We start from the raw sequence: 25,238 nt of genomic DNA, 5'->3' as shown, positions 1-25,238 counted from the left end.
ATGGTAAGTTATCGGAAAAAGGGGCGTGCGTCTTTAGTCTTAGCGGGGTGGCGGTGCCGCTCAGTCCCGCGCCGCGCGCAGCGTCGCGCGGACGCCGTTGCCGATGCTGTCATACTCGACGATCGTCTGCAGGCTCTGCGCCATCGCGCGGATCAGCTTGGTGCCGACGCCGGTGCCCTGAGGGGTCGCGTCGGCGGGCATGCCGATCCCGTCGTCCTCGACCAGCAGCTTGAAGTGCGTCGCCCCGTCCTCGCGAAGCGAAACGCGGACTTCGCCGCCGCCGACCGGATAGGCGTATTTGCACGCGTTGCTGACGAGCTCGGTGACGATCACGCCGAGCGAGACCGCACGGTCGGTCGCAAGCCGGATCGGCTCGGCGAACAGCGACAGCGTGCGCGGGGCGGTCGGGGTCGACCAGGTCTCGCCGAGTTCGTCGACCAGCGCTTTCAGATATTCGCGCATGTCGACCTGCTCGACATCGTTGCTGGTGTAGAGGCGACGGTGGACCTGCGCGATCGCGGCGATGCGGCGCTGCGTATCCTCGAGCGCGAGCCGCGCATTATCGTCCTGCAGCGCCGTCGATTGCATCCGCACCATCGCGGAGACGATCTGCAGGCTGTTGGCGACGCGGTGGTTGACCTCGCGCAGCAGCGCTTCGAGCCGGGCGTTGCTGGCGCGGAGCTGGTCCTCGGCGGCGGTCTTGTCGCGTTCGAGCGCCGCGCGTTCGAGCACCTGCGCGAAGGCGCTGGCGAGCAGGTCGAAGAAGTCGCTGCCGACCGTCTTGACGACATAGTCCGACGCGCCCGCCTTGAGCGCGGCGACCGCGATCCGGCCTTCCTCGGACCCGGTGACGTAGACGACCGGCGGCGCGACCGGCAGCTGGCGGATCGCGTCGAGCGTCTCGATCCCGTCCATTCCGGGCATGTAGTGATCGACCGCGATCAGGTCGAAAGGCTGTTCGCGCGCAAGCGCCAGCCCCTCGGCCCCGCCCTCGGCGACCGTTACGGTAAACCCGAGCCGCGACAGCGCGCGCGCCGCGAGCCGTCGCAGCCCCGCGTCGTCATCGATGTAGAGGACCGCTGGCCCGGCAGTCTGGCCCGAGCGTTCGATCACCCGTGGCCCTCGGCGTCGGGGACCTGGATCACCGACAGGAACAGCCCGAGCTGGCGGATCGCCTGTGCGAAGCTTTCGTAATTGACCGGCTTGGTGATGTAGACGTTGCAGCCGAGATCGTAGCAGCGCTGAATCTCGACCTTGTCGTCGGTGGTCGTCAGCACTACGACCGGGGTGCGCTTGAGCGGGCCGTCCGAGCCCTTAATCTTCGCGAGGATGTCGGTGCCGCCCATGTCGGGCAGGTTGAGATCGAGCAGGACGAGCGCGGGGCCACCGTGGCCGGGGCCGCGATCACTGTTGAACAGATATTCGAGCGCGCTCGTGCCGTCGGTGAAATGCTGGATTTCGTTGAGGATGCCCGCGCGCCGGATGTTCTTCTCGATCAGCCGGGCGTGCCCCTCGTCATCCTCGATCATGATGATGCTGACGGTCTGGTGGTCGGTCATCTCAGCGTCCTCGGGTATCGGTCTTGGGTTCGGCATAGGTCGCCGGAAGCGTCAAATGGAAGGTCGCGCCGCGTCCGAGTTCGGACGTGACGTCGATCACCCCGCCAAGCCGATACGCCAAGGCGCGGACATGCGCGAGTCCGATCCCTTCGCCCGGCTGGTCCTGCGTGCCCGAACGGCGGAACAGGTCGAACACGCGGGCATGATCGGCGGGCGCGATGCCGCGGCCATTGTCCTCGATCTCATAGCGGATCCGCTTGCCGGTGCGCTTGCCGCGTACCACGATCCGTCCGGGGCGCTTGGGATCGAGATATTTGACGGCATTCTCGATCAGGTTGGAGAAGATCTGCTCGACCGCGACCCGGTCACTGACGAGGTCGGGCAGCGGGCGCTCGACCGTCAGCGTGGTGCCGCGCTGCTCCATCTGCTGCGTCAGACTCGCGCCGATCCCGTCGACCAGCGTCGCCAGATCGAGCGGCTCGGACGAGATGACGCGGCGGCCCTGGCGCGACAGCTTGAGGATCGCGTTGATCAGCCGGTCCATCTTCTGCGTCGAGGTGCGGATGAAGCGGATCGCCTCGGGCAAATCCTCGCGCGCCGCCAGCCGGGCGTCCTCGCTGACGATCTCGGGCGCCTTTTCCTCGGCACGATCGATCAGTTCGGTGATCGCGCCGGTCGCTGCCTCGAGCTCGGCGGTGAAGCCCATCACGTTGACCAGCGGGCTGCGCAGGTCGTGGCTGACAATATAGGCGAAGCGCTGGATTTCCTCGTTCGCGCGGCTGAGGTCGGCGGTGCGTTCCTCGACTTGGTTTTCGAGCGTATCGGCGAAATCGCGCAGCGCATCGCGCGAAGTCGCAAGCTCGCGGGTGTAGCGCAACACCGTCACCAGCGTGACGAGCGCAACCAGCGCGAGCAGCAGCCCGGCAAGCCCGAGCGTGACGTAGAACAGGCGGACGCTGGACTGCTGCGCCGCATCGCGGATCGCGAGCAGGCGCTGTTCCTCGGCGACCATCCGGTCCGCCAGCGCGCGGACGGTGCGCATCCGGCGCGCGCTCGTTTCAGCCTCGAACTGCGCGACCGCGGCGGTACGGTTGCCCTGCCCAGCGAGGACGATCGTGCGTTCGCGCTGTTCGGCGAGCGCTGCGGTCTGCCCGCGCAACGCGGCGACATTGGCCTGCTGGCGGGGGTTGTCCGCGGTGAGCGTGGCGATCCGGTTGATCGCACGGGGAAGCTCGGCGATCGCGGCGCGATAGGTCGTCAGATAGATCGGATCGTCGGTGATCAGATACCCGCGCCGCGCGGTTTCGCTCTGTTCGATCGCGATCCGCGCGCGGCCGATCGAGAGTTCGACCTCATAGGTGTGGTTGACGTCGCGGGTGTGGCGCTCGTTCTGGTCGGTCGACCAGGCGGCGGCGATCCCGGCGGCGACGAGCAGCAGGAATCCGAGCGACATGCACGCCACCAGGAACCGGCCCATGCGGCCTTCGCTGACGCCAAACCCTGGGACCAAACGCTTGTACATGGCTGCGTCCTTACGCAGCGGCAACGATAAACGCCAGTGGCACGGCGTTGATGACGATCAATCGGATCCCTCGCCGTTTGCCCTCAGCGACGTCGAAGGGCCAGTGCTGCATGGGCTCCTACATCGCTCAACCCGAACGGATTTGGGTGGCCCGCGAGGACGGGCCTTACAGTAGCTTCCCCTGCGGCGACGGCCGCCCGACGACACCCCCGCCGCGCCTGCGCGCAAGCTCGGTTTCGGCGGTGAAGCGCACGTCGAGATCGCGATCACCCAGCATGATCGACAGCGAATCGTCGCTGATCTCCTGCCAGCTCTTGCCGCGATCCGGCCCGGGGCGGATCACGCGCGGCAGCAGCCCGGGGACCGCCGACCAGGCGAGCAGCTGCTCGGGACCGACTTCGTTCAACATGTCGCGCAGGTGGAAGGCGGTGACATAGGCGTCGGGGAAGGCGCGGTGCGCGGGCAGGCCAAGCTCGTGGACCATCCCCTCGGGCTTGCGCCAGTAGCGGAGCATCTGGTTGGAAAAGCTCGGCGTATCGGGCCACAGCCGCAGCGCGCATTTCCACGTGCAGATCCACGGCGCGCCGCGCGTCAGCGGAGACGTGCAGAACTTCTGTTCGTAATCCGCGCGATGTGCCGCGAGCGCGATCCGGCGCGGATAGGGGTCGAGCACGCCGCGCGCGACGTCGTGCCAGAAGGGCGCGTCGGCGACCTGTTCGTCGAGGATATGGTGGATCGCCTGGGTCAGCGGGGGGATCGGGCGACCGGGGTTGACGAGCCGCGCGCCGCCTTCGCCCTCGATCTCCCAGCGGCCATCCTTCTGCAGCGCGACGTCCTGCCAGCCGATCTCGCACACGCCGTGGATCGGCGGACCTTCGCCGGTGGTCTCGAGGTCGATGACGCGGATGATCTGGGGCGCGGGGGGAGGCATTGTGCCTAGGTGGCGTGTTTTGAAGGGGATTGCGAGGGGAGTGTAGTGCGCTCCACAGCTTTCGTCATGCCGGACTTGTCCCGGCATCCACCGTGGTCTGCGTCCTGCGCGCGTCGGGCAAGACCACGGTCGACCCCGGGACAAGCCCGGGGTGACGGCTGGGGTGGACCCCGGGCAAAGCCCGGGGTGACGGTCAGGACAGGACCTTAGTGCGCCGCCTGCGGGCCACGCTGCAGCCCGCTCTTCTCGAGCTGGTCGTCGATCATCGCGAGCAGGCGGTCGAGCGCGGGCTGGTCCTTTGCTTCGGCGCGCGCGACGAGCACATCCTGCGTGTTCGATGCGCGGAGCAGCCACCAGCCGTCGGGGGTGTTGACGCGTGCGCCGTCGGTGCGGTCGACCTCGGCGCCATCCGCCTCGAGCCGCGCGAGCACTTCCTCGACCACCGCGAACTTGCGGCTCTCGTCGACCTGGAAGCGCATTTCGGGCGTGTTGACCAAAGCGGGCATCGCGCCGCGCAACTCGGTGACCGACTTGCCGATCATGTGCGCCGCCCGGATGAAACGAACCGCAGCGTATTGTGCGTCGTCGAACCCGTAATATTCATGCGCGAAGAAGATATGGCCGCTCATCTCGCCCGCGAGCGGGCTGTCGGTTTCCTTCATCTTCATCTTGATCAGGCTATGCCCGGTCTTCCACATCAGCGGCTTGCCGCCGAGTTCGGCGACCCGGTCGTACAGCATCTGCGACGCCTTGACGTCGGCGATGATCGTCGCGCCCGGAAGCTCCTTGAGGACAGGTTCGGCCAGAATGGAGAGAATTTGGTCGCCCCAGATCACGCGGCCTTCGCCGTCGATCGCGCCGATCCGGTCGCCATCGCCATCGAACGCCAGACCGAAATCGAGGTTCTTTTCCGCGACGAGCCGCTTGAGATCGACCAGATTGGCTTCATCGGTAGGATCGGGATGATGGTTGGGAAATTTGCCGTCGACATCGGTGAACAGCAGGTGATGCTCACCCGGGAGGAGCTTGACCAGCTTCTCGATGATCGGGCCCGACACGCCGTTGCCCGCGTCCCACCCGATCTTGTAGGTGCCGCCCGCGAACCCGGCCATCAGGCGGCCGACATATTCGTCCTCGACGTCGGCGGTCGAGACGGTGCCTTCGCCCGTCTCCCAATCGCCTTCCTCGGCCATCCGCCCGAGATCCTGGATGTCCGCGCCGAAAAACGGCTTGTGCTGCAGCACCATCTTGAAGCCATTGTAATCGGAGGGATTATGGCTGCCGGTTATCTCGATGCCGCCATCCACTTCTAGCGTGGCCTCGGCGTAATAGAGCATCGGGGTCGGCCCCATGCCGATCCGCACGACGTCGACGCCGGCCGCGGTCAGCCCGCCGACGAGCGCGGCTTCGAGTTCGGGCGAGGACAGGCGGCCGTCATAGCCGACCGCGACGCGGGTTCCCCCGGCGCGGCGCACGCGCGTGCCGAAGCCGCGACCGATCGCGTCGGCGTCTGCAGTGCCGAGCGTTTTGCCGACGATGCCGCGGATGTCATATTCGCGGAGCGAAGTCGGGTCGAAACGATGCGTCATCATGGTCCTCCTGGGATTTCGTTGCACGATCAAATCGATCAGACGTGCGAAAGTTCAATGATCAGGGTTTAAGCAGTACATCCCGCGCCGCGTTGATACGACGGGTAAGCTCGGCCGATCCCCCCTTGTCGGGGTGGAGCGAGGTGACGAGGCGACGGTGCGCGGCGCGGATCGCGGCGGCATCGGCCGTCGGGCCGACCCCGAGCACCGCGCGCGCTTCGCTCTCCGCGGTTTGCGGGCGCGGTTTCGCCTTGGGCCTGGGCCGCAGCAGCAGCAGCCACACGCCGACCAGCAGCGCGACGAGGAGCAGGACCTTGCTCATCAGGCGAACGTCGGCAGCACGGATTCGGGCAAGGCGAGCGCGCCCATCATCTCGCGCAGCTCCTGCCGCGCGGCGACATGCGCCAGCCCCATCGCGCCGAATTCGCCCGAATCGAGCATCGTCAGCCCGGCGGGGAACAGCTCGCGATAGATCACGCGCTCGCCGAGCCCCGGCACGATGCGGAACCCGACTCGCTTGGCGAGCTGGTCGAGCGCGTCCGACACGCGGCGCATGTTGCGCGCCTCGATATGCTGGACGCGGTTGCGCAGCACGACCCAGTCGATCGTCGAGCCGTCCGCGCGCGCGCGGGCCTTGCGCGCGTCCCAGATCATCTCGGCGTAGAAGCTCGGGCGGGTGACCTTGTAAGTCTCGGGATGAACCTGCCCGATCAGGTCGAAATCGACGAAACTGTCGTTCATCGGCGTGACGAGCGTGTCCGCGCGCGCTGCCGACAACCGGCCGAAACGGTCGTCGCGACCCGGCGTGTCGATCACGAGGAAATCGGTATCGGTCGCGAGGTCGGCGAACAGCGCCTCGAAACGCTCGTCGGTCTCGCCGTCATGCGTCGCGTGGCGCGGGATCGGTAGCGCGCGACCGGTCCGCTGGACGGTTGCTGCGCGATTGTCGAAATAGCGCCCCATCGTGCGCTGGCGGTGGTCGAGATCGAACGCGGCGACCTTCGCCCCGCGCGCGGCGAGCGCGATCGCGACATGGACCGCGGTGGTCGACTTGCCGGTGCCGCCCTTTTCGTTGGCGAAAACGATGATGTGGGTTTTCGCGCAGCAGTGGCCAACGGGATGATGTCCTAGCGTCTTGTTCGGTACGGCCTGCCCCCATAGAAGGCCTGCCCGTCCTTACCGAAGGCCCAACCCGCGTGCAAACCATCCGTACTCTCGACGCGCTTCGCTCCGCGATCGCCGATTTTCGCAGCGACGGGGCGGGCATCGCGCTCGTGCCGACGATGGGCGCGCTCCACAGCGGGCATATCGCGCTGATCGAGACCGCGCGGCGGCAGGGGCGCAAGGTCGTCGCGTCGATCTTCGTCAATCCCAGGCAGTTCGGCCCGAACGAGGATCTTGCACGCTATCCCCGTCGGGAGGCGGCAGACGCGCGGATGCTGAGCGAGGCGGGGTGTGACCTGTTGTGGCTGCCCCCGGTCGACGTGATGTATCCGGCGGGCTTCGCAACCAATATTTCGGTGTCGGGGGTGAGCGAGGGGCTCGATGGCGCGGCGCGGCCGGGGCATTTCGACGGGGTCGCGACGGTGGTCGCCAAGCTGTTCAACCAGGTCCGGCCCGATGTCGCGCTGTTCGGCGAGAAGGATTTCCAGCAGCTCGCGGTGATCCGACGGATGGTCGCGGACCTCGATTTCGGGATCGAGATCGAGGGCGTGCCGACCCAGCGCGACGACGACGGCCTCGCGCTGTCGTCGCGCAACGTCTATCTCGAGCCCGAGCAGCGTGCCGCCGCAGTGGCCTTGCCGCGCGCGCTGGGCGAGGCGGCGCGCGCGATCGCGCGGGGTGATTCTCCCCCGGATGCGCTGGCGGCGGCGCGGGAATCGCTGATCGCGGCGGGGTTCGTGGTCGATTATGTCGAACTGGTCGATGCCGCGACGCTGACCGCGGATATGGCGGAAGACCGGCCCCGGCGGCTGCTCGCGGCGGCGCGGCTTGGGGCGACCCGGCTGATCGATAATCTGGACGTGCCGGCGCAGGGGTAGCCGGGACGGGGGCAGCGACAAAATTCTAGAATGTGACGGCTCTCCCTCACGCCGCTTCCCCGGCGAAGGCCGGGGCCCAGGAGCGCAGCAGAAGAAGGTGAGCGCTGCCCTCTGTTACCCTGGACATCGCGACTGGGCCCCGGCCTCCGCCGGGGAAGGCCTTGGAAGGCTACCAGCTACGACCCTTGAAGGCCCCCGCTACGACCAAAGGCTAATCCCCCCGTTAACCTTTCCTTGACCGGCCGCCGCGCACTGTCGGGGCGAGGGTTTGGTTAACCGGGAAGATTCGACATGGGCACGAGCCTCAAGAACGCACAGTTTCTCATCGACAGCAAATTGGCCGAAGCCGCGTGCGGCGATGCCGACGCCTGCTACGAACTCGGCATGGTCTATTCGAGCGGCACCGCCGGGGTCTCGGTCGATCTGGTCGAAGCGCACAAATGGTTCAATCTCGCCGCGGTCGCGGGCAGCGAAGCGGGGATGGCGAGCCGCGGCGAAATCGCCGAAGACATGACCGCGCGCGAAATCGCGACCGCACAGGCCGCCGCGCGCGCCTGGCTCCGCGCGACGCAGCGCCGCGCGGCCTGATCCCGTTTCGTCACGCCGGGCTGGTCCCGGCGTCCCCTGGTGCTTGCGTCCCCCGGTTGGTTAGCCCGGCCGACGGTGGACCCCGGGACGAGCCCGGGGTGACGGTTTCCAGAGAGGCTAATACCAAGTCCCTCGGAGCCTGACTCAGCGCCGGGGATTCCCAAGTCGGTCATGATCTGATTCAACATCGCAAACGGTGGGAGGTTGGCGGTGGCATCAGCGGTTGGGCTAAGGGACGATTTCGACGGGTCTGGTCTTCGAAGGTTGGCGCGTTTGAGCGGTGACGCCAATCAGGTCCGGCGGCTGCTGGCGCTGGCGGTGATTTACGATGGTGGTGCGCGGCACGCGGCGGCACAGGTCGGCGGCGTTGGTTTGCAGACGGTTCGAGACTGGGTGCTGCGCTTCAATACCAGCGGGCCCGACGGCTTGCTCGACGGCAAAGCCCCCGGTCCCCGTCCAGTGCTTGGCCCAGAGCATAAGCGGGCGCTTGCCGAGATCATCGAACAGGGCCCGGTCCCGGCGTCGCATGGCGTGGTGCGCTGGCGGATCGTCGATTTGATCCAGTGGCTGTTCGACGAATATGGTGTGTCGGTCAGCAAGCAGACGCTGAGCCGCGACCTGCGCGCCATGGGCTACAGGAAGCTGACGGCACGACCGAGGCATCATGCGCAGGCGGCTGACGCCATCGACGTTTTTAAAAAGGCTTCCCCGCCCAAGTGGCAGCGATCCGGGCAGCGCTCCCTGGCGGTACACCTATAGAACTGTGGTGGCAGGATGAGGCGCGGGTCGGCCAGAAGAACGGCATCACCCGGCGCTGGGCCAAGCGCGGGACACGTCCGTCAGCGCCGAAGGACCAACGTACCACCTCGGCCTACATCTACGGCGCCATCTGCCCAGCCGAGGGCAAGGGAGCGGCCCTGGTGCTCCCGCGCTGCAATACCGAAGGGATGACGCTGCACCTCGCCGAGATATCCGCCGCCGTGACGCCCGGCGCCCATGCCGTGCTGATACTTGACCAGGCAGGCTGGCATCTCTCGGCGGGGCTGATCGTCCCGGCCAACATCACGCTGCTGCCGCTGCCGGCAAAATGCCCCGAGCTCAACCCGGTCGAAAACGTCTGGCAGTTCATGCGCGACAACTGGCTGTCGAACCGCATCTTCAAATCCTACGACGACATCCTCGACCATTGCTGCTTCGCCTGGAACCGCCTCACCGATCAGCCGTGGCGCATCATGTCCATCGGACTGCGGTCGTGGGCCCATCGGTCCTGATCAGAGAGTCTTGGTATAAGCGGTCGCCTTCTTCGCGGCGGGCTTCTTCGCCGCAGGCTTCTTGGCGGCAGGCTTTTTCGCGGGAGCCTTCTTTGCAGGGGCCTCCGCTGCGGCATCCGCGGTTGCAGCCGACTTCGCCTTGGCCGGAGCCTTCTTGGCAGCCGGTTTCTTCGCCGCAGCCTTCTTCTTCCCCTTCGTAGGCGGAGCCGCCGCCGCGCGGGCGTCGATCAGCTGCGCGGCTTCCTCGAGCGTCAGCGCATCCTTCTCGATCGACTTGGGCAGCGTCGCATTGGTCGTCCCGTCGGTGACGTACGCGCCGTAGCGGCCCTCCATCAGCTTGATCTCGGCCTCGCTGCGGGGATGCAGGCCCAGCACCTTGAGCGGTGCCTGCGCGCCGCGCTGCGGACGCCCGCCGCCCGCCGCGGCTTCGGCGAGTTTCACCACCGCCGCGTTCATCCCCGTCTCGAACACGTCGTCGGTCGAGGTCAGCCGCGCATATTTGCCCGCGTGCTTGAGATACGGGCCATAGCGGCCGATCGCCGCCGTGATCGGTTCGCCGGTTTCGGGATGCGTGCCGATGGTCCGCGGCAGCGACAGCAATTTGAGCGCCCATTGCAGATCGAGCTCGCCGATATCCTTCGGGATCGACGCCATCTTGCGCGTCTCGCCCTCGCCGATCTGGATATACGGCCCGAACCGACCCGATTTGCGCTCGACCGGCAGGCCGGTTTCAGGATCGTTGCCGAGCGTCTCCGGGCCCGTATCCACACCCTCGCCGTCCGCACCCGGCTGGCCGAAGCGGCGGGTGTATTTGCACTCGGGGTAATTGGAGCACGCGACGAACGCGCCGAACTTGCCACCGCGCAACGCGAGCTGCCCCTGGCCGCAATTCGGGCACAACCGCGGGTCGCTGCCATCCGCCATCGGCGGGAAGAGATAGGGCGCGAGGAACTTGTCGAGCTCGGCGGTCACTTCGGACGGCTTCTGCTCCATCACCTCGGTGGTGCGCGGCTTGAAGTCCTTCCAGAACGCCTCGAGCACCGCCTGCCATTCGGCGCGCCCGCCCGAGACTTCGTCGAGCTCGTCCTCGAGCCCCGAGGTGAAGTCGTAACTCACATATTTCTCGAAGAACCGTTCGAGGAACGCGGTCACCAGACGCCCCGATTCCTCCGCGAAGAAGCGGTTCTTCTCGACCCGGACGTATTCGCGGTCCTTCAAGGTCTTGATGATCGACGCATAGGTCGACGGACGCCCGATCCCGAGCTCCTCCAGACGCTTGACCAACGACGCTTCGGAGAAGCGCGGCGGCGGCTGGGTGAAGTGCTGCTCGGCGGTGACGCCCTTCTTGGCAGGCGCATCGCCTTCGCGCAGCCGCGGCAGGCGCTTGGCGTCCTCGTCCTGCGTGTCGTCCGAGCCTTCCTCGTACAAGGCGAGATAGCCCGGGAAGAGCATTACCTGACCGGTCGCACGCAAGCCGGTGTGGCCGGTGCCGTCCGCCATCTCGACCGTGGTGCGCTCCATCCGCGCCGACGCCATCTGGCTCGCGAGCGCGCGCTTCCAGATCAAATCGTACAGCCGCGCATGGTCGCCGCCGCCCGCTTTGTCCTTGCCGAAATCGGTCGGGCGGATCGCCTCGTGCGCTTCCTGCGCGTTCTTCGCCTTGGTCTGGTAGACGCGCGGCTTGTCCGGGACATAGCTCGCATCATAGCGGTTCGCGACGGCGTGACGCGCGGCCGAGATCGCACTCGAATCCATCTGCACGCCGTCGGTCCGCATGTAGGTGATCGCGCCGTCCTCATAGAGGCCCTGCGCGATCCGCATCGTGTGATCCGCCGAGAAACCGAGCTTGCGCGACGCTTCCTGCTGGAGCGTCGAGGTGGTGAAGGGCGGCGGCGGGTTGCGCGTCGCGGGCTTCACCTCGACCGATTGGACGGTGAAATGCCCTTGCTCGACCGCGGCCTTGGCGCGGTTGGCGACGCCTTCCTCGCCGATCGACAGGCGATCGAGCTTCTTGCCCTCGAAGGTCACGAGCCGCGCCTGGAACGGCGTGCCGTCCTGCTCCATGTCGGCGATGACCGACCAATATTCCTGCGCGCGGAACGCTTCGATCTCGCGCTCTCTGGAGACGATCAGCCGCAGCGCGACCGACTGCACGCGCCCCGCCGACTTCGCCCCGGGCAGCTTGCGCCACAGCACCGGCGAGAGCGTGAAGCCGACCAGATAATCGAGCGCGCGGCGCGCACGATAGGCGTCGATCAGATCGGTATCGAGCTCGCGCGGATGCTTCATCGCATCGGTGACGGTCGCCTTGGTGATCGCGTTGAAGGTGACGCGCTGGACGTCCTTGGGGAGCGCCTTGCGGTTGCGCAGCACTTCCTGGACGTGCCAGCTGATCGCCTCGCCCTCGCGATCCGGATCGGTCGCGAGGATCAGGCGGTCGGCGGTCTTGGCGAGATCGGTGATCGCCTTGAGCTGCTTGGTCTTGTCCGCGTAATTCTCCCACTCCATCGCGAACCCTTCATCGGGGTTCACCGATCCGTCCTTGGGCGGAAGGTCGCGGACGTGGCCGTAGCTCGCGAGCACGCGGTAATCCGAACCGAGATATTTCTCGATGGTCTTCGCCTTGGCGGGCGATTCGACGATGACAAGCTGCATGGGGGTCTATTGCGTCCTTACGTGTACGCGCGAGGGTGACGGGGTGGCGGCGGGGTCGTCAAGCGTCGGGTTTCGTTTTTGGCCGGATTGGCCTAATGTGGGCGTCATGCCTGCGATGATCGATCCGCTCGAGGTAGCCAAGTCATACGAAGACGCTGGTCTTGCTAACGTGCAGGGGGAAGATCTGGTCACCCGGGATTATTTCAAGGGCGAGATAGTCGCGTTGAAGAACGATATCGTGTGCTGGATGCTTGGGTCGCAGGTCATGCCATCGTGGTGCTTGTTGCCTTGGCTCAATTCACGCCGCTGCTGGCCGCCTATTCCTAAAGTTTCATGACACCATCCCCTCCGTTCGTTTCGAGCGCAGTCGAGAAACCTGGCACAGCGCTGGTTTCTCGACTTCGCTCGAAACGAACGGGTGGGGGGGGACTACGGAGACGGCGCGCTTCCACGTCAGGCCAACGCTACCCGCCCGCCCGCATGCCGTTCCAGCCGCCCGGCCAGTTCCAGTTCCAGCAGCACCGTCTGGACGATCGTGGGCGACGCCCCCGATTGCCGGATCAGCTCGTCGATCGCAACCGGCACCGGGCCGAGCAGGCTGAGGATCGCGCGCCGGTCGGTGTCGCTCGCATCCTCGGGGGGCGGCGCGCGGAAGGGGCTGTGCGGGCTTTCGATCATCCGCGCGTCGATCGGGCGGATCGTCTCGAGCACGTCGGCGGCGGACTGGACGAGCGTCGCACCGTCGCGGATCAGCCCGTTGCACCCTTGCGCGCGTGGATCGAGCGGGCTGCCGGGGACTGCCATCACCTCGAGCCCGAGCTCGCCCGCCAGCCGCGCGGTGATCAGCGAGCCCGACTTGGGTGCCGCCTCGACCACCACCGTGCCGAGCGACAACCCCGCGATGATTCGGTTGCGATAGGGAAAGTGCCGCGCGCGCGGTTCGGTGCCCGGCGGCTGTTCCGCGATCAGCAGGCCCTCGGTCGCGATGCGTTCCTGCAATTCGGCGTTTTCGGGGGGATAGACCACGTCGATCCCGCCCGCGATCACCGCGATCGTGCCGGTCGCGATCGATCCGACATGCGCCGCGGTATCGACCCCGCGCGCCAGCCCCGACACGACGACGACCTGCTCGCGCCCCAGTTCGGCGGCGAGCTGGCGCGCGAAGCGGCACGCCGCCGCCGAGGCGTTGCGCGCGCCGACCATTGCGACAGGGGTACGCGCGAGCAAATGGGTGTCGCCGCGCACGATCAGCGCGGGGGGTGCATCGTCGAGCTGCGCGAGCAGCGTCGGATAGTCGGCGTTGCCAAGGAACAGGTGGCGCGCCCCGAGGCGGTGGACCTGCGCCAGTTCGCGCTCGGCCAGCGCAATGGGGGCGACCGCGGGGGGCTTGCCGCCGCCGCGCGCGGCGAGTTGGGGCAGGGCGGCGATCGCCGCGCCGGCCGAGCCGAACCGCGCGATCAGTTGGGCATACGTGACAGGGCCGACCTGCGGGGTGCGGATCAGGCGGAGCCGCGCGATCGCGTCGCCCCCGACCTGCTCCGAATCAGCCATGTTTCTGGCCGATGCGGGGTTCCGTGCCGCTCATCAGCCGGTCGATGTTGCTGCGGTGCTTCCACAACACGAGCAAGGCGAGCGCGAGGAGCAGCAGGACGATGTCGAACTTGGAAAAGTAGGACGCGCACAATGGCGCGCTGACCGCGGCGGTCATCCCCGCCAGCGACGAGATCCGCGCGAACGCGAGCAGCGCGATCCACACCGCGGCATAGACCAATCCGATCGGCCAGTGCAGCGCGAGCACGATCCCGAGCAGCGTCGCGACGCCCTTGCCGCCCCTGAACCCGAGCCAGACCGGATAGAGATGCCCGAGGAACACCGCGGCGGCAGCGACCACGCCGTTGCCGTCGAGATAGACGTCCGCGAGCCACACCGCGACGAACCCCTTCGCCGCATCGAGGAACAGCGTCGCCGCGGCGAGCCCCTTGCGCCCGGTGCGCAACACGTTGGTCGCGCCGATATTGCCCGACCCGACCTGGCGCAGGTCGCCCGCGCCCGCCATTCGCGTCAACAGGACGCCGAACGGGATCGCACCCAGCAGGTAGCCGAGGACCAGCGCCGTCACCGGAGCGATCCACAGATATTCGGTCGGCACTGTCTGCAACCCCCCTCGATTGATCCTGTGATAGCAGGATGCGGGCCATGGCCCAACACCGTCCTTCAGGCCATGGTTTTGTGATCCCCGGCGCTTCGGCTAAGGGGCAGGGCGATGGATGAAAGACCCGTTCTGTTCTTCGATTCCGGCGTCGGCGGCCTGTCGGTGCTGGGCGCGGCGCGCACGCTGCTGCCGCGGATGCCGGTCGTCTATGTCGCCGATTCGGGGGGGTTCCCTTATGGCACCAAGAGCGAGGCCGAGATCGGCGCGCGCGTGCCCGCCTTGCTCGGGCGGCTGGCCGAGCGCTATCGTCCCCGGCTGATCGTGATCGCGTGCAACACCGCCTCGACGATCGCGCTCGCGGCGGTGCGCGGCGCGCTCGATGTGCCGATCGTCGGGACGGTGCCCGCGATCAAGGTCTCCGCGCTCCACAGTCGCACGCGGGTGATCGGCGTGCTCGGGACCGATGCGACCGTGCGCCAGCCCTATGTCGACGATCTCGCCGCGCGCTTCGCCAGCGACTGCCTGGTGCTGCGGCACGGGTCGGCCGAACTGGTGACGCTCGCCGAGGCGCGGCTGCGCGGGGAGGTGACCGACCCGGCGCGTTATGCCGCGATCCTCGACGGGCTGTTCGCGCAAGGCGGCGGGGAGCGGATCGACACGATCGTCAACGCCTGCACGCATTTCCCGCTGGTCGAGGCGGAGCTGCGCGCCGCTGCGCCGCATCCGGTCGATTTCGTCGACGGGTCGGACGGGATCGCGCGGCGGATCGCGTTCCTGACGCAAGGGCAGGACTGGCCCGAGACACCGGGCCCGGGCCGGGCGGTGTTCACTGCGCGGATGGCGGGGATGGCGGCGCTCGACGCGACGCTCGGCAGTTATGGCCTGGCCACGGTCGAAATCCTGTGACGTGCCCGCTCGATCAGACTGATCGTGCGAAGGCGCTGGAATTCACAGGGGGCGAGGGCTATTTGGGGCGCATGGACATGGACTCACCACCGCGCGGAGTCGACTACTCCCGCATCTTCGCGCAAGCGATCGACCGCCTCCATGTCGAAGGTCGCTATCGCGTCTTCATCGACATCCTGCGCAACAAGGGCGCGTTCCCCAACGCGCGCTGCTTCGCTGGCCATAATGGCCCGAAGCCGATCACGGTGTGGTGCTCGAACGACTATCTCGCAATGGGCCAGCATCCCGCGGTGATCGGCGCGATGGAAGAGGCGCTGCACGATGTGGGCGCAGGCTCGGGCGGGACGCGCAACATCGGCGGCAACACGCATTATCACGTCGATCTCGAATATGAGCTCGCCGACCTCCACGGCAAGCAGGGGGCGTTGCTGTTCACCAGCGGCTATGTCTCGAACGAGGCGACGCTGGCGACGCTCGCCAAGATCCTGCCGGGCTGCATCATCTTCTCCGACGAGCTCAACCACGCCTCGATGATCGCGGGGATCCGTAATTCGGGATGCGAGAAGCACGTCTTCCGCCACAACGACCTCGCGCATCTGGAAGAACTGCTCGCGTCGGTCGATCCGGCGACGCCAAAGCTGATCGCGTTCGAGAGCGTCTATTCGATGGAAGGCGACATCGCGCCGATCGCCGAGATCTGCGACCTCGCCGACAAGTATAGCGCGCTGACCTATCTCGACGAAGTCCATGCGGTCGGGATGTACGGCCCGCGCGGCGGCGGCATCTCGGATCGCGAGGGACTCGCGGATCGGCTGACGATCATCGAAGGCACGCTCGGCAAGGCGTTCGGCGTGATGGGCGGCTATATCGCTGCCGACCAGACCATCGTCGACGTGATCCGCTCCTACGCGCCGGGGTTCATCTTCACGACCTCGCTGTCGCCGGTGCTGGTCGCAGGCGCTTTGGCAAGCGTGCGGCATCTGAAGGCATCGAGCGTCGAGCGCGAGGGGCAGCAGGCGGCAGCGGCTGGCCTCAAGGCGATGTTCGCGGAGGCCGGGTTACCGGTGATGAACTCGACCACGCATATCGTCCCGCTGATGGTCGGCGATCCGATCAAGGCCAAGAAGATCAGCGACATCCTGCTCGCCGAATACGGCGTGTACGTCCAGCCGATCAACTACCCGACCGTCCCGCGCGGAACCGAGCGGCTGCGCTTCACGCCGGGTCCGGCGCACGACGCGGGCATGATGCGCGACCTGACCGATGCTTTGGTCGAGATCTGGAGCCGGCTGGAGTTGCGCAAGGCGGCGTGATTGGGGCTGAGGGACGTATCTCTCTCCTTCGTCATCCCCGCGGAGGCGGGGATCCATACCGGCTGAATGGTGTAACTGTCCGGCATGGCGGTAATGTAGTCCCGCCTGCGCGGGAATGACGGCAGGGGGAAGGAACCCCGGTTGATTCAACCCGTTACGCTTCCGTACTTATGGAGGAAGCGTGATGGGCAAGGGCTGTATTCTGTGGGCAATCGGTGTGCCGATCCCGGTGATCATCGTCCTCTGGTTGTTGTTCGGACATTGAGCGTAACGCGTCATCCCGGGCCAATCCCGGGATAACGCGGCGAAGCGCGATCAACCCAGCGCCAGCAGCAGCGTAAGCCCGCCAAGCCCGAGCGACAGCGGCAGTCGCAGGCTCATCCACCACGACGGCACGAGACCCTGTCGCGCAAGGATCAGGTCGACCCCGAGCGCGGCGATCAGACCGACGCCCAGCACCACCAGGGACGGCCCCGGCCACGGCGCGCCGACCGCCCAGGGGATCGCGCTTGCGAGCGCGATCAGCGACGGCACCACCGAGGCGACCCACAGCCAGTGCGGCGGCCTGGTCGCTGCGGCTGCGATGCCCCACCACAAGCCACCCAGAAAACTCAGGATCAGCGCGGCATAGGCATAGCCCAGCGCAATCGCGGAAAAATGCACCGCCTCGTCCCCGCCGAATACCAGCGCGACCGCCGCAAGTTGCGGCAACAGCCCGGCAAGGCCGAGCCAGCGCGGGAGGGGCGGCGGGCTCACAAGCGGGTCTCGGTCAGATGCATCATCAAGCCTTTACGCGCGGACAAGCGATGCGCTCCACGCGTATCCGCGCCGCAACGACGCGAACCGCCCGATCAGTCCATGCTCGCGCGCGGTCGCGCGGACCACGTCGGGCAGCGCGGCGCGCGGGGTGACGTCGAATTTCGCGAGCCACGCGAACAGCATCACCTGGAACGGGCGCGGCAGCCCCTCCTGCTGGCCGAAATCGACGATGTCGAGCCGACCGCCCGCCGCGAGCTTCCCCGCCGCCTCGCGCAAGGCACCCTGCCAGTCGGGGATCATCGACAGCGTATAGCTCTGGAACACGCGGTCGAACGCGCCGACGCCGAACAGCGCCGCCGAATCGAACGCGGTCGCATCGCCCTGCGCGAGCTCGATCCGGTGCGACAGCCCCGCGGCGGCGATCTTCGCGCGGGCGGTCTCGAGCATCGCGGACGAGATATCGATCCCGAAATAGCGCGCGTTGGGAAACGCGCGCGCCGCCGCGATCAGGTTGCGCCCGGTGCCGCAGCCGACCTCCAGCACCAGCCCGCCCGGCGGCGGCGCGATCCCCGCGATCAGGGCGTCGCGGCCGAGCAGGTAATATTTCCGAGTCAGATCATAGATATGACGCTGCGACCGATAGATCGCATCCATATGCCCCGCATGGCCGGACGACTGCGTCACGCCAGAACGTAAAGGTGGACGCCACCGTAGATCGAGGAGCGATCGCGACGCGTGTAATCGAGGGACTCCGCCGCGCGATAGTCCCAGCGATCGAGGATCGCGGCGGGGACGCGCCCGGGCAGGATGCTCGGGATGCCCGCGGTGCGGAACAGCACGCGCGACCCGGGCCGCGCGGTGCGGGTGATCTCGCCCCACAGGTCGGTGAGCTGCTCGTCGGTCATCCAGTCCTGCGCGTCGAGCAGGATGTAGCGGTCGAGCGTCGCATCGCCCTGTTCGCGCAGATAATCGGTAAAATTGGTGTGGCGTACCTCGATCCGCTCGGCGCGCTCCACGATCTCGGCGTGATGCGCGGCCTGAAGATACGGCGGGAGCGGGGCAGCGGCGTCCTTGCCATAGCCACGCCCGAACGCCTGCCACGCGAAGTAATTGTCCTTGATGTCGAAATCGCACGCGAGCTTTTCGAGCCGCGCGCGGAGCACCACCGCCATCTTCTCGTTGCCGGCAAGCGCCTCATATTGCGCGGGCGGGATGCCGAGTCCGAACAGCGATGCGGGCTGGTCGGTGATCCACTTGACCACGCCCTTGTCGAAGAAGGGCGCGAAATCGCGGTCGAAGATCGCGCGCTGTTCCTCGATCGAGGTCGCCTCGAGCAACACCCGGGGGTTCACCCCGTTGAGCCTTGCGAGCAGATGCGCGACGCCGATGAAATTGCCGAGCAGCCCGCGCTTGTAGACGTTCTTCGAAAAGCCGCCGATCCGCCGCCGGCCGATCATGTCGCGGCCTTCCCAATAGGCCAGCGTCGCCTCGTCGAGATGCTGGCGGATGTAGGTGCGATAGGCGCGGACGTTGTCGCGCGCGTTGGCGGTCGCGAAGAAGCGGTGGAAGGTCGCGTGATCGGGCAGATGCCGCGCGGCGACCAGCTTCAGCTTGTTGAGCGCGATATGCGCGGTGTTGAGATCGACCGCGGTGATCGCACGCGGGTTGGCGGTGAGGTAGGACAGCACGTTGCACCCGCCCGACGCGATCGTCACGACGTGCGAATCGGGCTGAATTGCAAGCGCCTCCATGTCGACCGCGGGGTCTTCCCAGATCTGCGCATAGACGAGGCCCCGGAAGGCGAAGGTGAACGCGCGTTCGAGCAGGCCCTGTTTCGACAGATGATCGTGCCGCAAGACGGCGCTGCGCACCGCTTCGTTCTTGGGGGCACCATTCTTGGGGGACCGAAGCGCAATCGCCATCTGAACACTCTCCATCCGGATCGCGCGAAATCTGTAGGCGCGGGGGGCAGCGTTGCCGCTACGACGATCCGGTGACGCTTCCATGACGCTATTGCGTCCGAATGAAAAGGACCTGCCGGCTAAAGGGGGGCCGACAGGTCCTCTACAATCAACCGTTCGCCGCATAGGAGGGGAACCGGCGAACGGATACACGCTACCGCTTGGGGCGGAAGCAGGGAAGATACGCACAAACACGGTAAGCGGATGCGCGTATTGCCCGCTTTTTTTACGGGAGCATCACGGTGTCGATCACGTGGATCACGCCATTTGACTGCATCACGTTGGCAATAGTGATTTTTCCGGTGTGACCCTTGTCATCGGCGACGGTGTAGCCCTTGCCCGATTTCATGAACGTCAGCGACCCGCCCTGGACGGTTGCATAGGTTGCCTTGCCCATGTTCGCCTTGATCTTGGCGGCGATGTCCTGCGCGGTGACCTTGCCCGGGACGACATGATAGGTCAGCACCGACGTCAGTTGTGCCTTGTTCTCGGGCTTGAGCAACGTGTCGACCGTGCCCGCCGGGAGCTTGGCGAAGGCGGCGTTGGTTGGCGCAAAGACGGTGAACGGACCCGGGCCCGACAGCGTCTCGACCAGGCCGGCGGCCTTGACCGCGGCGACCAGCGTGGTGTGGTCCTTCGAATTGACGGCATTCTCGACGATCGTCTTGTTGGCGTACATCGCGGCGCCGCCGACCATCGGGTTGGTGGCTGCGACGACGAGGGTGGGGGCGCTGACGGCGATCGCGGTTGCGACGATCGCGGCACGGAAGGTGCGGTTCATGACGGCTCTCCTATCTTGGCGTTCAGGTCGAACGCGCCGGAGATACGCGGCACCCGGAAAGGCGGATGCAGGACGCCGTTGCGCGATCGTAATTATTTTCGGGTGGTCGGTCAGACCGGCGACAGCGCGCCCTTGGCGACCACCGGACCCGTCGGTGCCCCGGTCTTCGACCCGCCGACCGGCTCGATCGACACCGCGAGCGTCGCGCCTGCCGCGAGATACGCGCGAACGGTCGGGCTGAGCGCGAGTGCGGTCCCGCCGCTATCGTGGAGCAGACCCAGCGATCGCGGCGTCCCGTCGCCGGGAATGACCCACAATTCGGCGCTATGCTCGGCGCGCGCGAGCGTCGTCTCGGTCAGCCGGAGCGTGCCGCTGCGCTGATCGTAGACGACCGTCATCGGTGCCTGCTTGCCCTCGGGCTCGAGCGAGGCGACCAGCGTCGGCAGCGGCGCGGCGACCGGGGTCGCCCGCGACGGCGGCGGGGGTGGCGGTACGGTCGGGAGCGATAGCGGGCGGACCAGCAGGATCGCCAGCAGTCCAACCGCCGCGATGCTCGACAATGCCGCGAGCGACGGCCACAGGCGGCTCGCGCGCGGATGCGGCGCGACGTCGCCGGTCGCCCCGCTCAGGCGATCGATCGAACGTTCGATCCGCGGCAGGATGTCGGGCGCGGCCATCGCCGGCCACAGGTCGAACAGTTGCGCCAGATAGCCGCGCCATTGCTTGACCGCGCGCGCGAAACCGGGTTCGGACAGCACGCGCCGCATCGCCTGCGCGCGCTCGTCGCCCTCGAGCACGCCGAGCGCGAGTTCCGCCGCGGTCATGTCGGGGCCGTCGTCGCCTGGAATGTCCGGATGCCGCACGTCGGTCATCGCTCGAGGCACTCGCGCAGCCGGGCAAGCCCGCGCCGCACCCAGCTCTTCATCGTGCCAAGCGGGATGCCCTGGCGTTCGGCGAGTTCGGCATAGGTCACGCCGTCGAAAAAGGCGGTGTGGATCGCGCCACGCTGGCGCTGTTCGAGCGTCTCGAGACACTCGCGCAACAAATGATTTGCCTCGTCGTCGAGCATCGTCTCGCTTGCGATCGGCGCGGTGTCGCGGATCGGCGGCGCATCCTCGATCGGGGTGGAACGGCGGACGGTCTGCGCGCGCTGCCAGTCGATCGCACGGTTGCGCGCGATCGTGGCGAGCCACGTGATCGGGCTGGCGCGCGAGGGTTCATAGGCGCCGGCGCGCTTCCAGATCGTGAGATATACGTCGTGCAACACGTCTTCCGCTGCCTGCCTTTCGCCGCAGATACGGTAGCAAATCCCGAAAAGCTTCGCCGATGTCAGGGAATACAGGTCCCGGAATGCGACACGGTCTTCCTCGCCGGTGCGCACCAGCGCCTCGACCAGCCGTGCCCGCGCGGTTGCTTCGGGGGATTCGCCGACCGGCCTTGGGGCCGGGGCGGGGGCTGCTGCAGCATCGGGCGGGAAATCCGTCACGTCGATGGCGTAGCCCGGCAATAGGCAGGCGGCAATCGCCCAAGGTTGATTTGGTCGAATTGTTTTTCTCGATCGTGGTTCGCTGTGGCATTTTGGCGGCTGCGCCGGTAAGGGCGCGGTCATCCAACCCGCCCCGCACCGGGGCTCTTACTTGGGAGCGCGTGCAGCCTTGCGCATCGCCATCGCATCCGATCACGCCGCCTTTGCGCTCAAGCAGGGGCTGGCCGGCTGGCTCGCCGAGCAGGGCCATGACGTGCTCGACCTGGGCCCCGACAACGATGCGCGCGTCGATTATCCCGATTACGGTTTCGCGCTCGCTGCCGCCATCGCCGACGGGCGCGCGGAGCGCGGGATCGCCTTGTGCGGCTCGGGCATCGGCATCTCGATCGCGGTCAACCGCAACCCGGCGGTGCGCTGCGCACTCGTATCCGAACCGTTGTCTGCCGCGCTTGCGCGCGAGCATAACGATGCGACGGTCATCGCGATGGGCGCCCGGCTCGTCGGCGAGGACATGGCCCGCGCGTGCATCTCCGCCTTTCTTGCCACCGGTTATGCCGGTGGCCGTCATCAACCCCGCGTCGACAAGCTCGGCGCCCCTGCTTTCCTGAGAGAACCGGCATGAGCACCAACCCGACCCAGCTCCACGACGTCCAGCCCGACGGCTTCTTCACCCAGGGCCTCGCGGACGGTGACCCCGCAGTGTTCGGCGCGATCGCGCACGAGCTGACTCGCGAGCAGACGCAGATCGAGCTGATCGCGAGCGAGAACATCGTCTCCAAGGCAGTGTTGCAGGCACAGGGGTCGGTGTTCACCAACAAATATGCCGAGGGCTATCCCGGCAAGCGCTACTACCAGGGTTGCGCCCCGTCAGACGAGGTCGAGCAGCTTGCGATCGACCGCGCCAAGGCGCTGTTTGATTGCGCCTATGTCAACGTCCAGCCGCATTCGGGCGCGCAGGCGAACGGGGCTGTGATGCTCGCTTTGGTCAAGCCCGGCGAGACGATCCTCGGCATGAGCCTCGATGCGGGCGGCCATCTGACGCACGGCGCGCGCGCGGCGATGTCGGGCAAGTGGTTCAACGCGGTGCAGTACGGCGTCGATCCGGTCAGCCACCTGATCGACTTCGACGAAGTCGCCACGCTGGCGCGCGAGCACAAGCCCAAGCTGATCATCGCGGGTGGCTCGGCCTATCCGCGCCAGATCGATTTCGCCAAGTTCCGCGCGATCGCGGACGAGGTCGGCGCGTATTTCCTCGTCGACATGGCGCATTTCTCGGGGCTGGTCGCGGCCGGGCTGCATCCGTCGCCGCTGCCGCACGCGCATGTCGTCACCACGACGACGCACAAGACGCTGCGGGGCCCGCGCGGCGGGATGATCCTCAGCAATGACGAGGCGCTCGGCAAGAAGTTCAACTCGGCGGTGTTCCCCGGATTGCAGGGTGGCCCTCTGATGCACGTCATCGCGGCGAAGGCGGTCGCGTTCGGCGAGGCGCTCCAGCCCGGCTACAAGAGCTATATCGCCGCGGTGATCGAGAACGCCAAGATTCTTGCCGCGACGCTCAAGGAGCGCGGCGCGGAAGTCGTCTCGGGCGGCACCGACACGCATCTCGCGCTGATCGACCTGACGCCCTTGGGCGTGACCGGCAAGGACGCCGACGAGGCGCTCGAGCGCGCCGGGATCACCTGCAACAAGAACGGCATCCCCAACGATCCGCTCCCGCCGACCAAGACCAGCGGGATCCGTGTCGGCTCGCCCGCCGGCACGACGCGCGGGTTCGGCCCGGCCGAGTTCCGCGAGATCGGCAACATGGTCGCCGACGTGCTCGGCGGGCTTCGCACCCACGGCGAGCATGGCGACTCGCAGGTCGAGGCGAATGTCCGGGAGCGCGTCCGCACCCTGTGCGCGCGCTTCCCGATCTATCCCGAGGGCATGTGATTGCGCTGTCCGTTCTGCGGCCATGAAGACAGCCAGGTAAAGGATTCGCGCCCGACCGAGGATGCGGGCGCGATCCGGCGGCGGCGGCAATGCGAAGGCTGCGGCGCGCGCTTCACCACGTTCGAGCGGATCCAGCTGCGCGAGCTGACCGTGGTGAAGAGTGAGGGTGCTGGCCTGAAGCGCGAGCCGTTTGACCGCGAGAAGCTGCTCCGCTCGGTCTCGATCGCGGCGCGCAAGCGGCCGATCGAGGCGGTGCAGCTCGAGAAGCTGGTGTCGGGAATCCAGCGCCAGCTCGAGACGCTCGGCGAGAACGAAGTGCGCTCGGGGCGGATCGGCGAGATGGTGATGGAGGGGCTGAAGGGGCTCGACTCGGTCGCCTACATCCGGTTTGCGAGCGTGTATAAGGACTTCCGCGAGGCGCGCGACTTCGAGGAGTTTGCGGGGAATGTGAGCGAGGTGGGGAAGGGGTAGGGGCGGATCGTTTGCCCCTGCTTTCATCCCCGGTTTCACCCACTTCCGTTCGTCCCGAGTAGCGGCTGAGCGAAGTCGAAGACGCGTATCGAAGGATAGGGCCGCACGATGAGCTTCTGGGTCTACATTCTTCGCTGTAGCGACGGCAGCTATTATACCGGGCACACCGACAACCTTGAGGGCCGCATCGGGCAACATCAGTCCGGTACGATTGAAGGTTATACGCAGACGCGCCGACCCGTTGTACTGGCGTGGTCGCAGGATTTCCCCTCGCGGATCGAGGCGCTTGAGGCTGAGCGCCAGATCAAGGGGTGGACACGGGTAAAGAAGGAAGCGTTGATGCGATCGGACTGGCAGGCGCTGCATGAGGCCGCGATACCGCCCGCGGAGAGGGCCCTTCGACTGCGCTCAGGGCGAACGGAAGAAGGGGAGAGCGTAACGAAAACGGATGAACAGATGGACGACGTTGCGTTGGACACTCCTCCATCCGTTCGTGCTGAGCGAAGTCGAAGCACCGCCCCAAGCGAAACGCCCGAAACCGCGCCCGCCCCACCCCCCGTCCTCGTCCTCGTCCGCCCCCAGCTCGGCGAGAACATCGGCAAGGCCGCGCGCGCGATGCTCAATTTCGGACTGACTGAGCTGCGCCTCGTCTCCCCGCGCGACGGCTGGCCCAATCCCGGCGCCGGTCCGGCCGCGTCGGGTGCGGACATCGTGCTCGAACAGGCGCAGGTGTTCGAGACCGTCGCCGAGGCGATCGCGGATTGCGCGCACGTCTATGCCACGACGGTGCGCAAGCGCGGCGTGACCAAGCCCGTCGTCACGCCCGAGGCTGCCGCGCAGGCGATCCACGCGACCGCAGGCCGCTCGGCGATCCTGTTCGGCCCCGAACGCTCGGGCCTCGAGACCGACGACGTCGCGGTCGCGCGCAGCATCATCACCGTGCCGATCAACCCTGAGTTCGGCTCGCTCAACCTCGCGCAGGCGGTGATCCTTGTCGCGTACGAATGGTCGAAGGGCGTCGCGCTCGCCAGCCCGCCCGAGGTCGACCTGCCGCTCCCGGCGCCGCAGGCGGAACTCGACGGGATGATCGCGCAACTCGACGCGATGCTGGTCGAGAGCGACTTCTTCTTTCCCCCCGCGCGGACGCCGGTGACGCGTCGGACCTTGCGGACGTTGCTGACCAAGCCCGGCTGGTCGACGCAGGAAGTCCGCACGATGCGTGGCGTGCTGAGTTCGCTCAGCGGAAAGAAGCCGCGCGGTTCTTGATTGGTGGATCGTCCCTCGATACGCTCGGGCGATATCGGATTCGGGGGACGT

Annotated in this window: 26 protein-coding genes; 10 read left to right on the top strand and 16 right to left on the bottom strand. The window is 67.0% G+C overall.

What is annotated here, in order from left to right; genetic code table 11:
- Positions 1 to 60: 60 nt before the first annotated feature.
- The 7 genes from RI03_RS18295 to RI03_RS18265 form a co-directional block, all read right to left on the bottom strand.
- Positions 61 to 1,113, bottom strand: a complete 1,053-nt coding sequence (locus tag RI03_RS18295) for a sensor histidine kinase (RefSeq protein ID WP_010219091.1) — start codon at positions 1,111 to 1,113, stop codon at positions 61 to 63.
- Positions 1,110 to 1,559 (bottom strand): response regulator, encoded by a 450-nt coding sequence (locus tag RI03_RS18290; protein WP_010161796.1) that lies wholly within the window; start codon positions 1,557 to 1,559, stop codon positions 1,110 to 1,112. The genes RI03_RS18295 and RI03_RS18290 overlap by 4 nt, the downstream gene beginning before the upstream one ends.
- 1 nt (position 1,560) lies before the next feature.
- Positions 1,561 to 3,081, bottom strand: coding sequence for a sensor histidine kinase (locus tag RI03_RS18285; protein WP_026046853.1), 1,521 nt, complete (start codon positions 3,079 to 3,081; stop codon positions 1,561 to 1,563).
- Between the two features lie 166 nt (positions 3,082 to 3,247).
- Positions 3,248 to 4,012 carry a 3'-5' exonuclease gene (locus RI03_RS18280; protein WP_010161798.1) on the bottom strand — a complete coding sequence of 255 codons (765 nt, stop codon included), beginning with the start codon at positions 4,010 to 4,012 and terminating at the stop codon, positions 3,248 to 3,250.
- A gap of 206 nt (positions 4,013 to 4,218) precedes the next feature.
- On the bottom strand, positions 4,219 to 5,601 hold the full coding sequence (pgmG, locus tag RI03_RS18275; RefSeq protein WP_010161799.1) for a phosphoglucomutase/phosphomannomutase PgmG: 1,383 nt from the start codon (positions 5,599 to 5,601) through the stop codon (positions 4,219 to 4,221).
- Positions 5,602 to 5,662: 61 nt separating this feature from the next.
- On the bottom strand, positions 5,663 to 5,923 hold the full coding sequence (locus tag RI03_RS18270) for a DnaJ domain-containing protein (protein ID WP_010219088.1): 261 nt from the start codon (positions 5,921 to 5,923) through the stop codon (positions 5,663 to 5,665).
- Positions 5,923 to 6,687, bottom strand: a complete 765-nt coding sequence (locus RI03_RS18265) for a division plane positioning ATPase MipZ (protein ID WP_443208565.1) — start codon at positions 6,685 to 6,687, stop codon at positions 5,923 to 5,925. Before RI03_RS18265 ends, RI03_RS18270 begins: the two co-directional genes overlap by 1 nt.
- Positions 6,688 to 6,797: 110 nt before the next feature.
- Between RI03_RS18265 and panC the strand changes: the two genes are divergently transcribed.
- The 3 genes from panC (at position 6,798) to RI03_RS22915 (ending at position 9,502) form a co-directional block, all read left to right on the top strand.
- Entirely contained in the window at positions 6,798 to 7,643 is an 846-nt protein-coding gene (panC, locus tag RI03_RS18260; protein WP_010219086.1) for a pantoate--beta-alanine ligase, read from the top strand.
- A gap of 291 nt (positions 7,644 to 7,934) precedes the next feature.
- Entirely contained in the window at positions 7,935 to 8,231 is a 297-nt protein-coding gene (locus tag RI03_RS18255; protein WP_010161804.1) for an SEL1-like repeat protein, read from the top strand.
- A 210-nt stretch (positions 8,232 to 8,441) separates the two neighbouring features.
- A protein-coding gene (locus RI03_RS22915) for an IS630 family transposase (protein WP_170318413.1) occupies positions 8,442 to 9,502 on the top strand; the annotation gives its coding sequence in 2 pieces (ribosomal slippage) (positions 8,442 to 8,934 and positions 8,934 to 9,502; 1,062 coding nt in all).
- Here the strand turns inward: RI03_RS22915 and topA are convergent.
- Entirely contained in the window at positions 9,503 to 12,157 is a 2,655-nt protein-coding gene (gene topA / locus RI03_RS18240; RefSeq protein WP_010219084.1) for a type I DNA topoisomerase, read from the bottom strand. It lies immediately after the preceding gene.
- 106 nt (positions 12,158 to 12,263) lie between these two features.
- Here topA and RI03_RS18235 point away from each other — a divergent pair, with 106 nt between their 5' ends.
- On the top strand, positions 12,264 to 12,494 hold the full coding sequence (locus RI03_RS18235; RefSeq protein ID WP_138995728.1) for a hypothetical protein: 231 nt from the start codon (positions 12,264 to 12,266) through the stop codon (positions 12,492 to 12,494).
- 116 nt (positions 12,495 to 12,610) lie between these two features.
- Here RI03_RS18235 and dprA read toward each other — a convergent pair whose 3' ends face one another.
- The gene (dprA, locus tag RI03_RS18230; protein ID WP_010219081.1) at positions 12,611 to 13,708 is read right to left on the bottom strand and encodes a DNA-processing protein DprA; all 1,098 of its coding nucleotides are present in this window, start codon (positions 13,706 to 13,708) and stop codon (positions 12,611 to 12,613) included.
- Complete coding sequence (plsY, locus tag RI03_RS18225) at positions 13,701 to 14,306, bottom strand: glycerol-3-phosphate 1-O-acyltransferase PlsY (protein WP_010219080.1); 606 nt, start codon at positions 14,304 to 14,306, stop codon at positions 13,701 to 13,703. The genes dprA and plsY overlap by 8 nt, the downstream gene beginning before the upstream one ends.
- Positions 14,307 to 14,420: 114 nt before the next feature.
- Here plsY and murI point away from each other — a divergent pair, with 114 nt between their 5' ends.
- The gene (gene murI, locus RI03_RS18220) at positions 14,421 to 15,215 is read left to right on the top strand and encodes a glutamate racemase (RefSeq protein WP_010219079.1); all 795 of its coding nucleotides are present in this window, start codon (positions 14,421 to 14,423) and stop codon (positions 15,213 to 15,215) included.
- Positions 15,216 to 15,286: 71 nt separating this feature from the next.
- A complete protein-coding gene (hemA, locus tag RI03_RS18215; RefSeq protein WP_026046850.1) occupies positions 15,287 to 16,528 on the top strand; it encodes a 5-aminolevulinate synthase in 1,242 nt (413 codons plus the stop codon).
- A 315-nt stretch (positions 16,529 to 16,843) separates the two neighbouring features.
- Here hemA and RI03_RS18210 read toward each other — a convergent pair whose 3' ends face one another.
- The 6 genes from RI03_RS18210 to RI03_RS18185 form a co-directional block, all read right to left on the bottom strand.
- A complete protein-coding gene (locus tag RI03_RS18210; RefSeq protein WP_010219077.1) occupies positions 16,844 to 17,284 on the bottom strand; it encodes a DUF3429 domain-containing protein in 441 nt (146 codons plus the stop codon).
- Between the two features lie 33 nt (positions 17,285 to 17,317).
- Positions 17,318 to 17,941: a class I SAM-dependent methyltransferase gene (locus RI03_RS18205; protein WP_010219076.1), complete on the bottom strand. Its 624-nt coding sequence runs from the start codon at positions 17,939 to 17,941 to the stop codon at positions 17,318 to 17,320.
- 26 nt (positions 17,942 to 17,967) lie between these two features.
- Positions 17,968 to 19,209, bottom strand: coding sequence for a DUF3419 family protein (locus RI03_RS18200; RefSeq protein ID WP_010219075.1), 1,242 nt, complete (start codon positions 19,207 to 19,209; stop codon positions 17,968 to 17,970).
- Positions 19,210 to 19,474: 265 nt separating this feature from the next.
- On the bottom strand, positions 19,475 to 20,029 hold the full coding sequence (locus tag RI03_RS18195) for a fasciclin domain-containing protein (RefSeq protein WP_010219074.1): 555 nt from the start codon (positions 20,027 to 20,029) through the stop codon (positions 19,475 to 19,477).
- Positions 20,030 to 20,139: 110 nt separating this feature from the next.
- The gene (locus tag RI03_RS18190; protein ID WP_010219073.1) at positions 20,140 to 20,901 is read right to left on the bottom strand and encodes an anti-sigma factor; all 762 of its coding nucleotides are present in this window, start codon (positions 20,899 to 20,901) and stop codon (positions 20,140 to 20,142) included.
- Positions 20,898 to 21,515: a sigma-70 family RNA polymerase sigma factor gene (locus tag RI03_RS18185; protein WP_051007300.1), complete on the bottom strand. Its 618-nt coding sequence runs from the start codon at positions 21,513 to 21,515 to the stop codon at positions 20,898 to 20,900. The genes RI03_RS18190 and RI03_RS18185 overlap by 4 nt, the downstream gene beginning before the upstream one ends.
- Before the next feature lie 169 nt (positions 21,516 to 21,684).
- On the opposite strand from RI03_RS18185, the gene rpiB reads away from it, so the two are divergent.
- The 4 genes from rpiB to RI03_RS22910 all read left to right on the top strand — a co-directional run bounded on the left by rpiB (position 21,685) and on the right by RI03_RS22910 (position 25,187).
- Positions 21,685 to 22,137, top strand: coding sequence for a ribose 5-phosphate isomerase B (gene rpiB, locus RI03_RS18180; protein WP_010219071.1), 453 nt, complete (start codon positions 21,685 to 21,687; stop codon positions 22,135 to 22,137).
- A complete protein-coding gene (glyA, locus tag RI03_RS18175) occupies positions 22,134 to 23,450 on the top strand; it encodes a serine hydroxymethyltransferase (RefSeq protein WP_010219070.1) in 1,317 nt (438 codons plus the stop codon). The genes rpiB and glyA overlap by 4 nt, the downstream gene beginning before the upstream one ends.
- Positions 23,451 to 23,921 (top strand): transcriptional regulator NrdR, encoded by a 471-nt coding sequence (nrdR, locus tag RI03_RS18170; protein ID WP_010219069.1) that lies wholly within the window; start codon positions 23,451 to 23,453, stop codon positions 23,919 to 23,921.
- A gap of 108 nt (positions 23,922 to 24,029) precedes the next feature.
- A complete protein-coding gene (locus RI03_RS22910) occupies positions 24,030 to 25,187 on the top strand; it encodes a TrmH family RNA methyltransferase (protein WP_010161822.1) in 1,158 nt (385 codons plus the stop codon).
- Positions 25,188 to 25,238 lie beyond the last annotated feature (51 nt).

The organism is Sphingomonas sp. PAMC 26621 (assembly GCF_000251145.1).
Lineage (GTDB): Bacteria > Pseudomonadota > Alphaproteobacteria > Sphingomonadales > Sphingomonadaceae > Sphingomonas.
The sequence above is the reverse complement of the archived record's forward strand: the minus strand, read 5'-3'. Positions and strand labels throughout refer to the sequence as shown.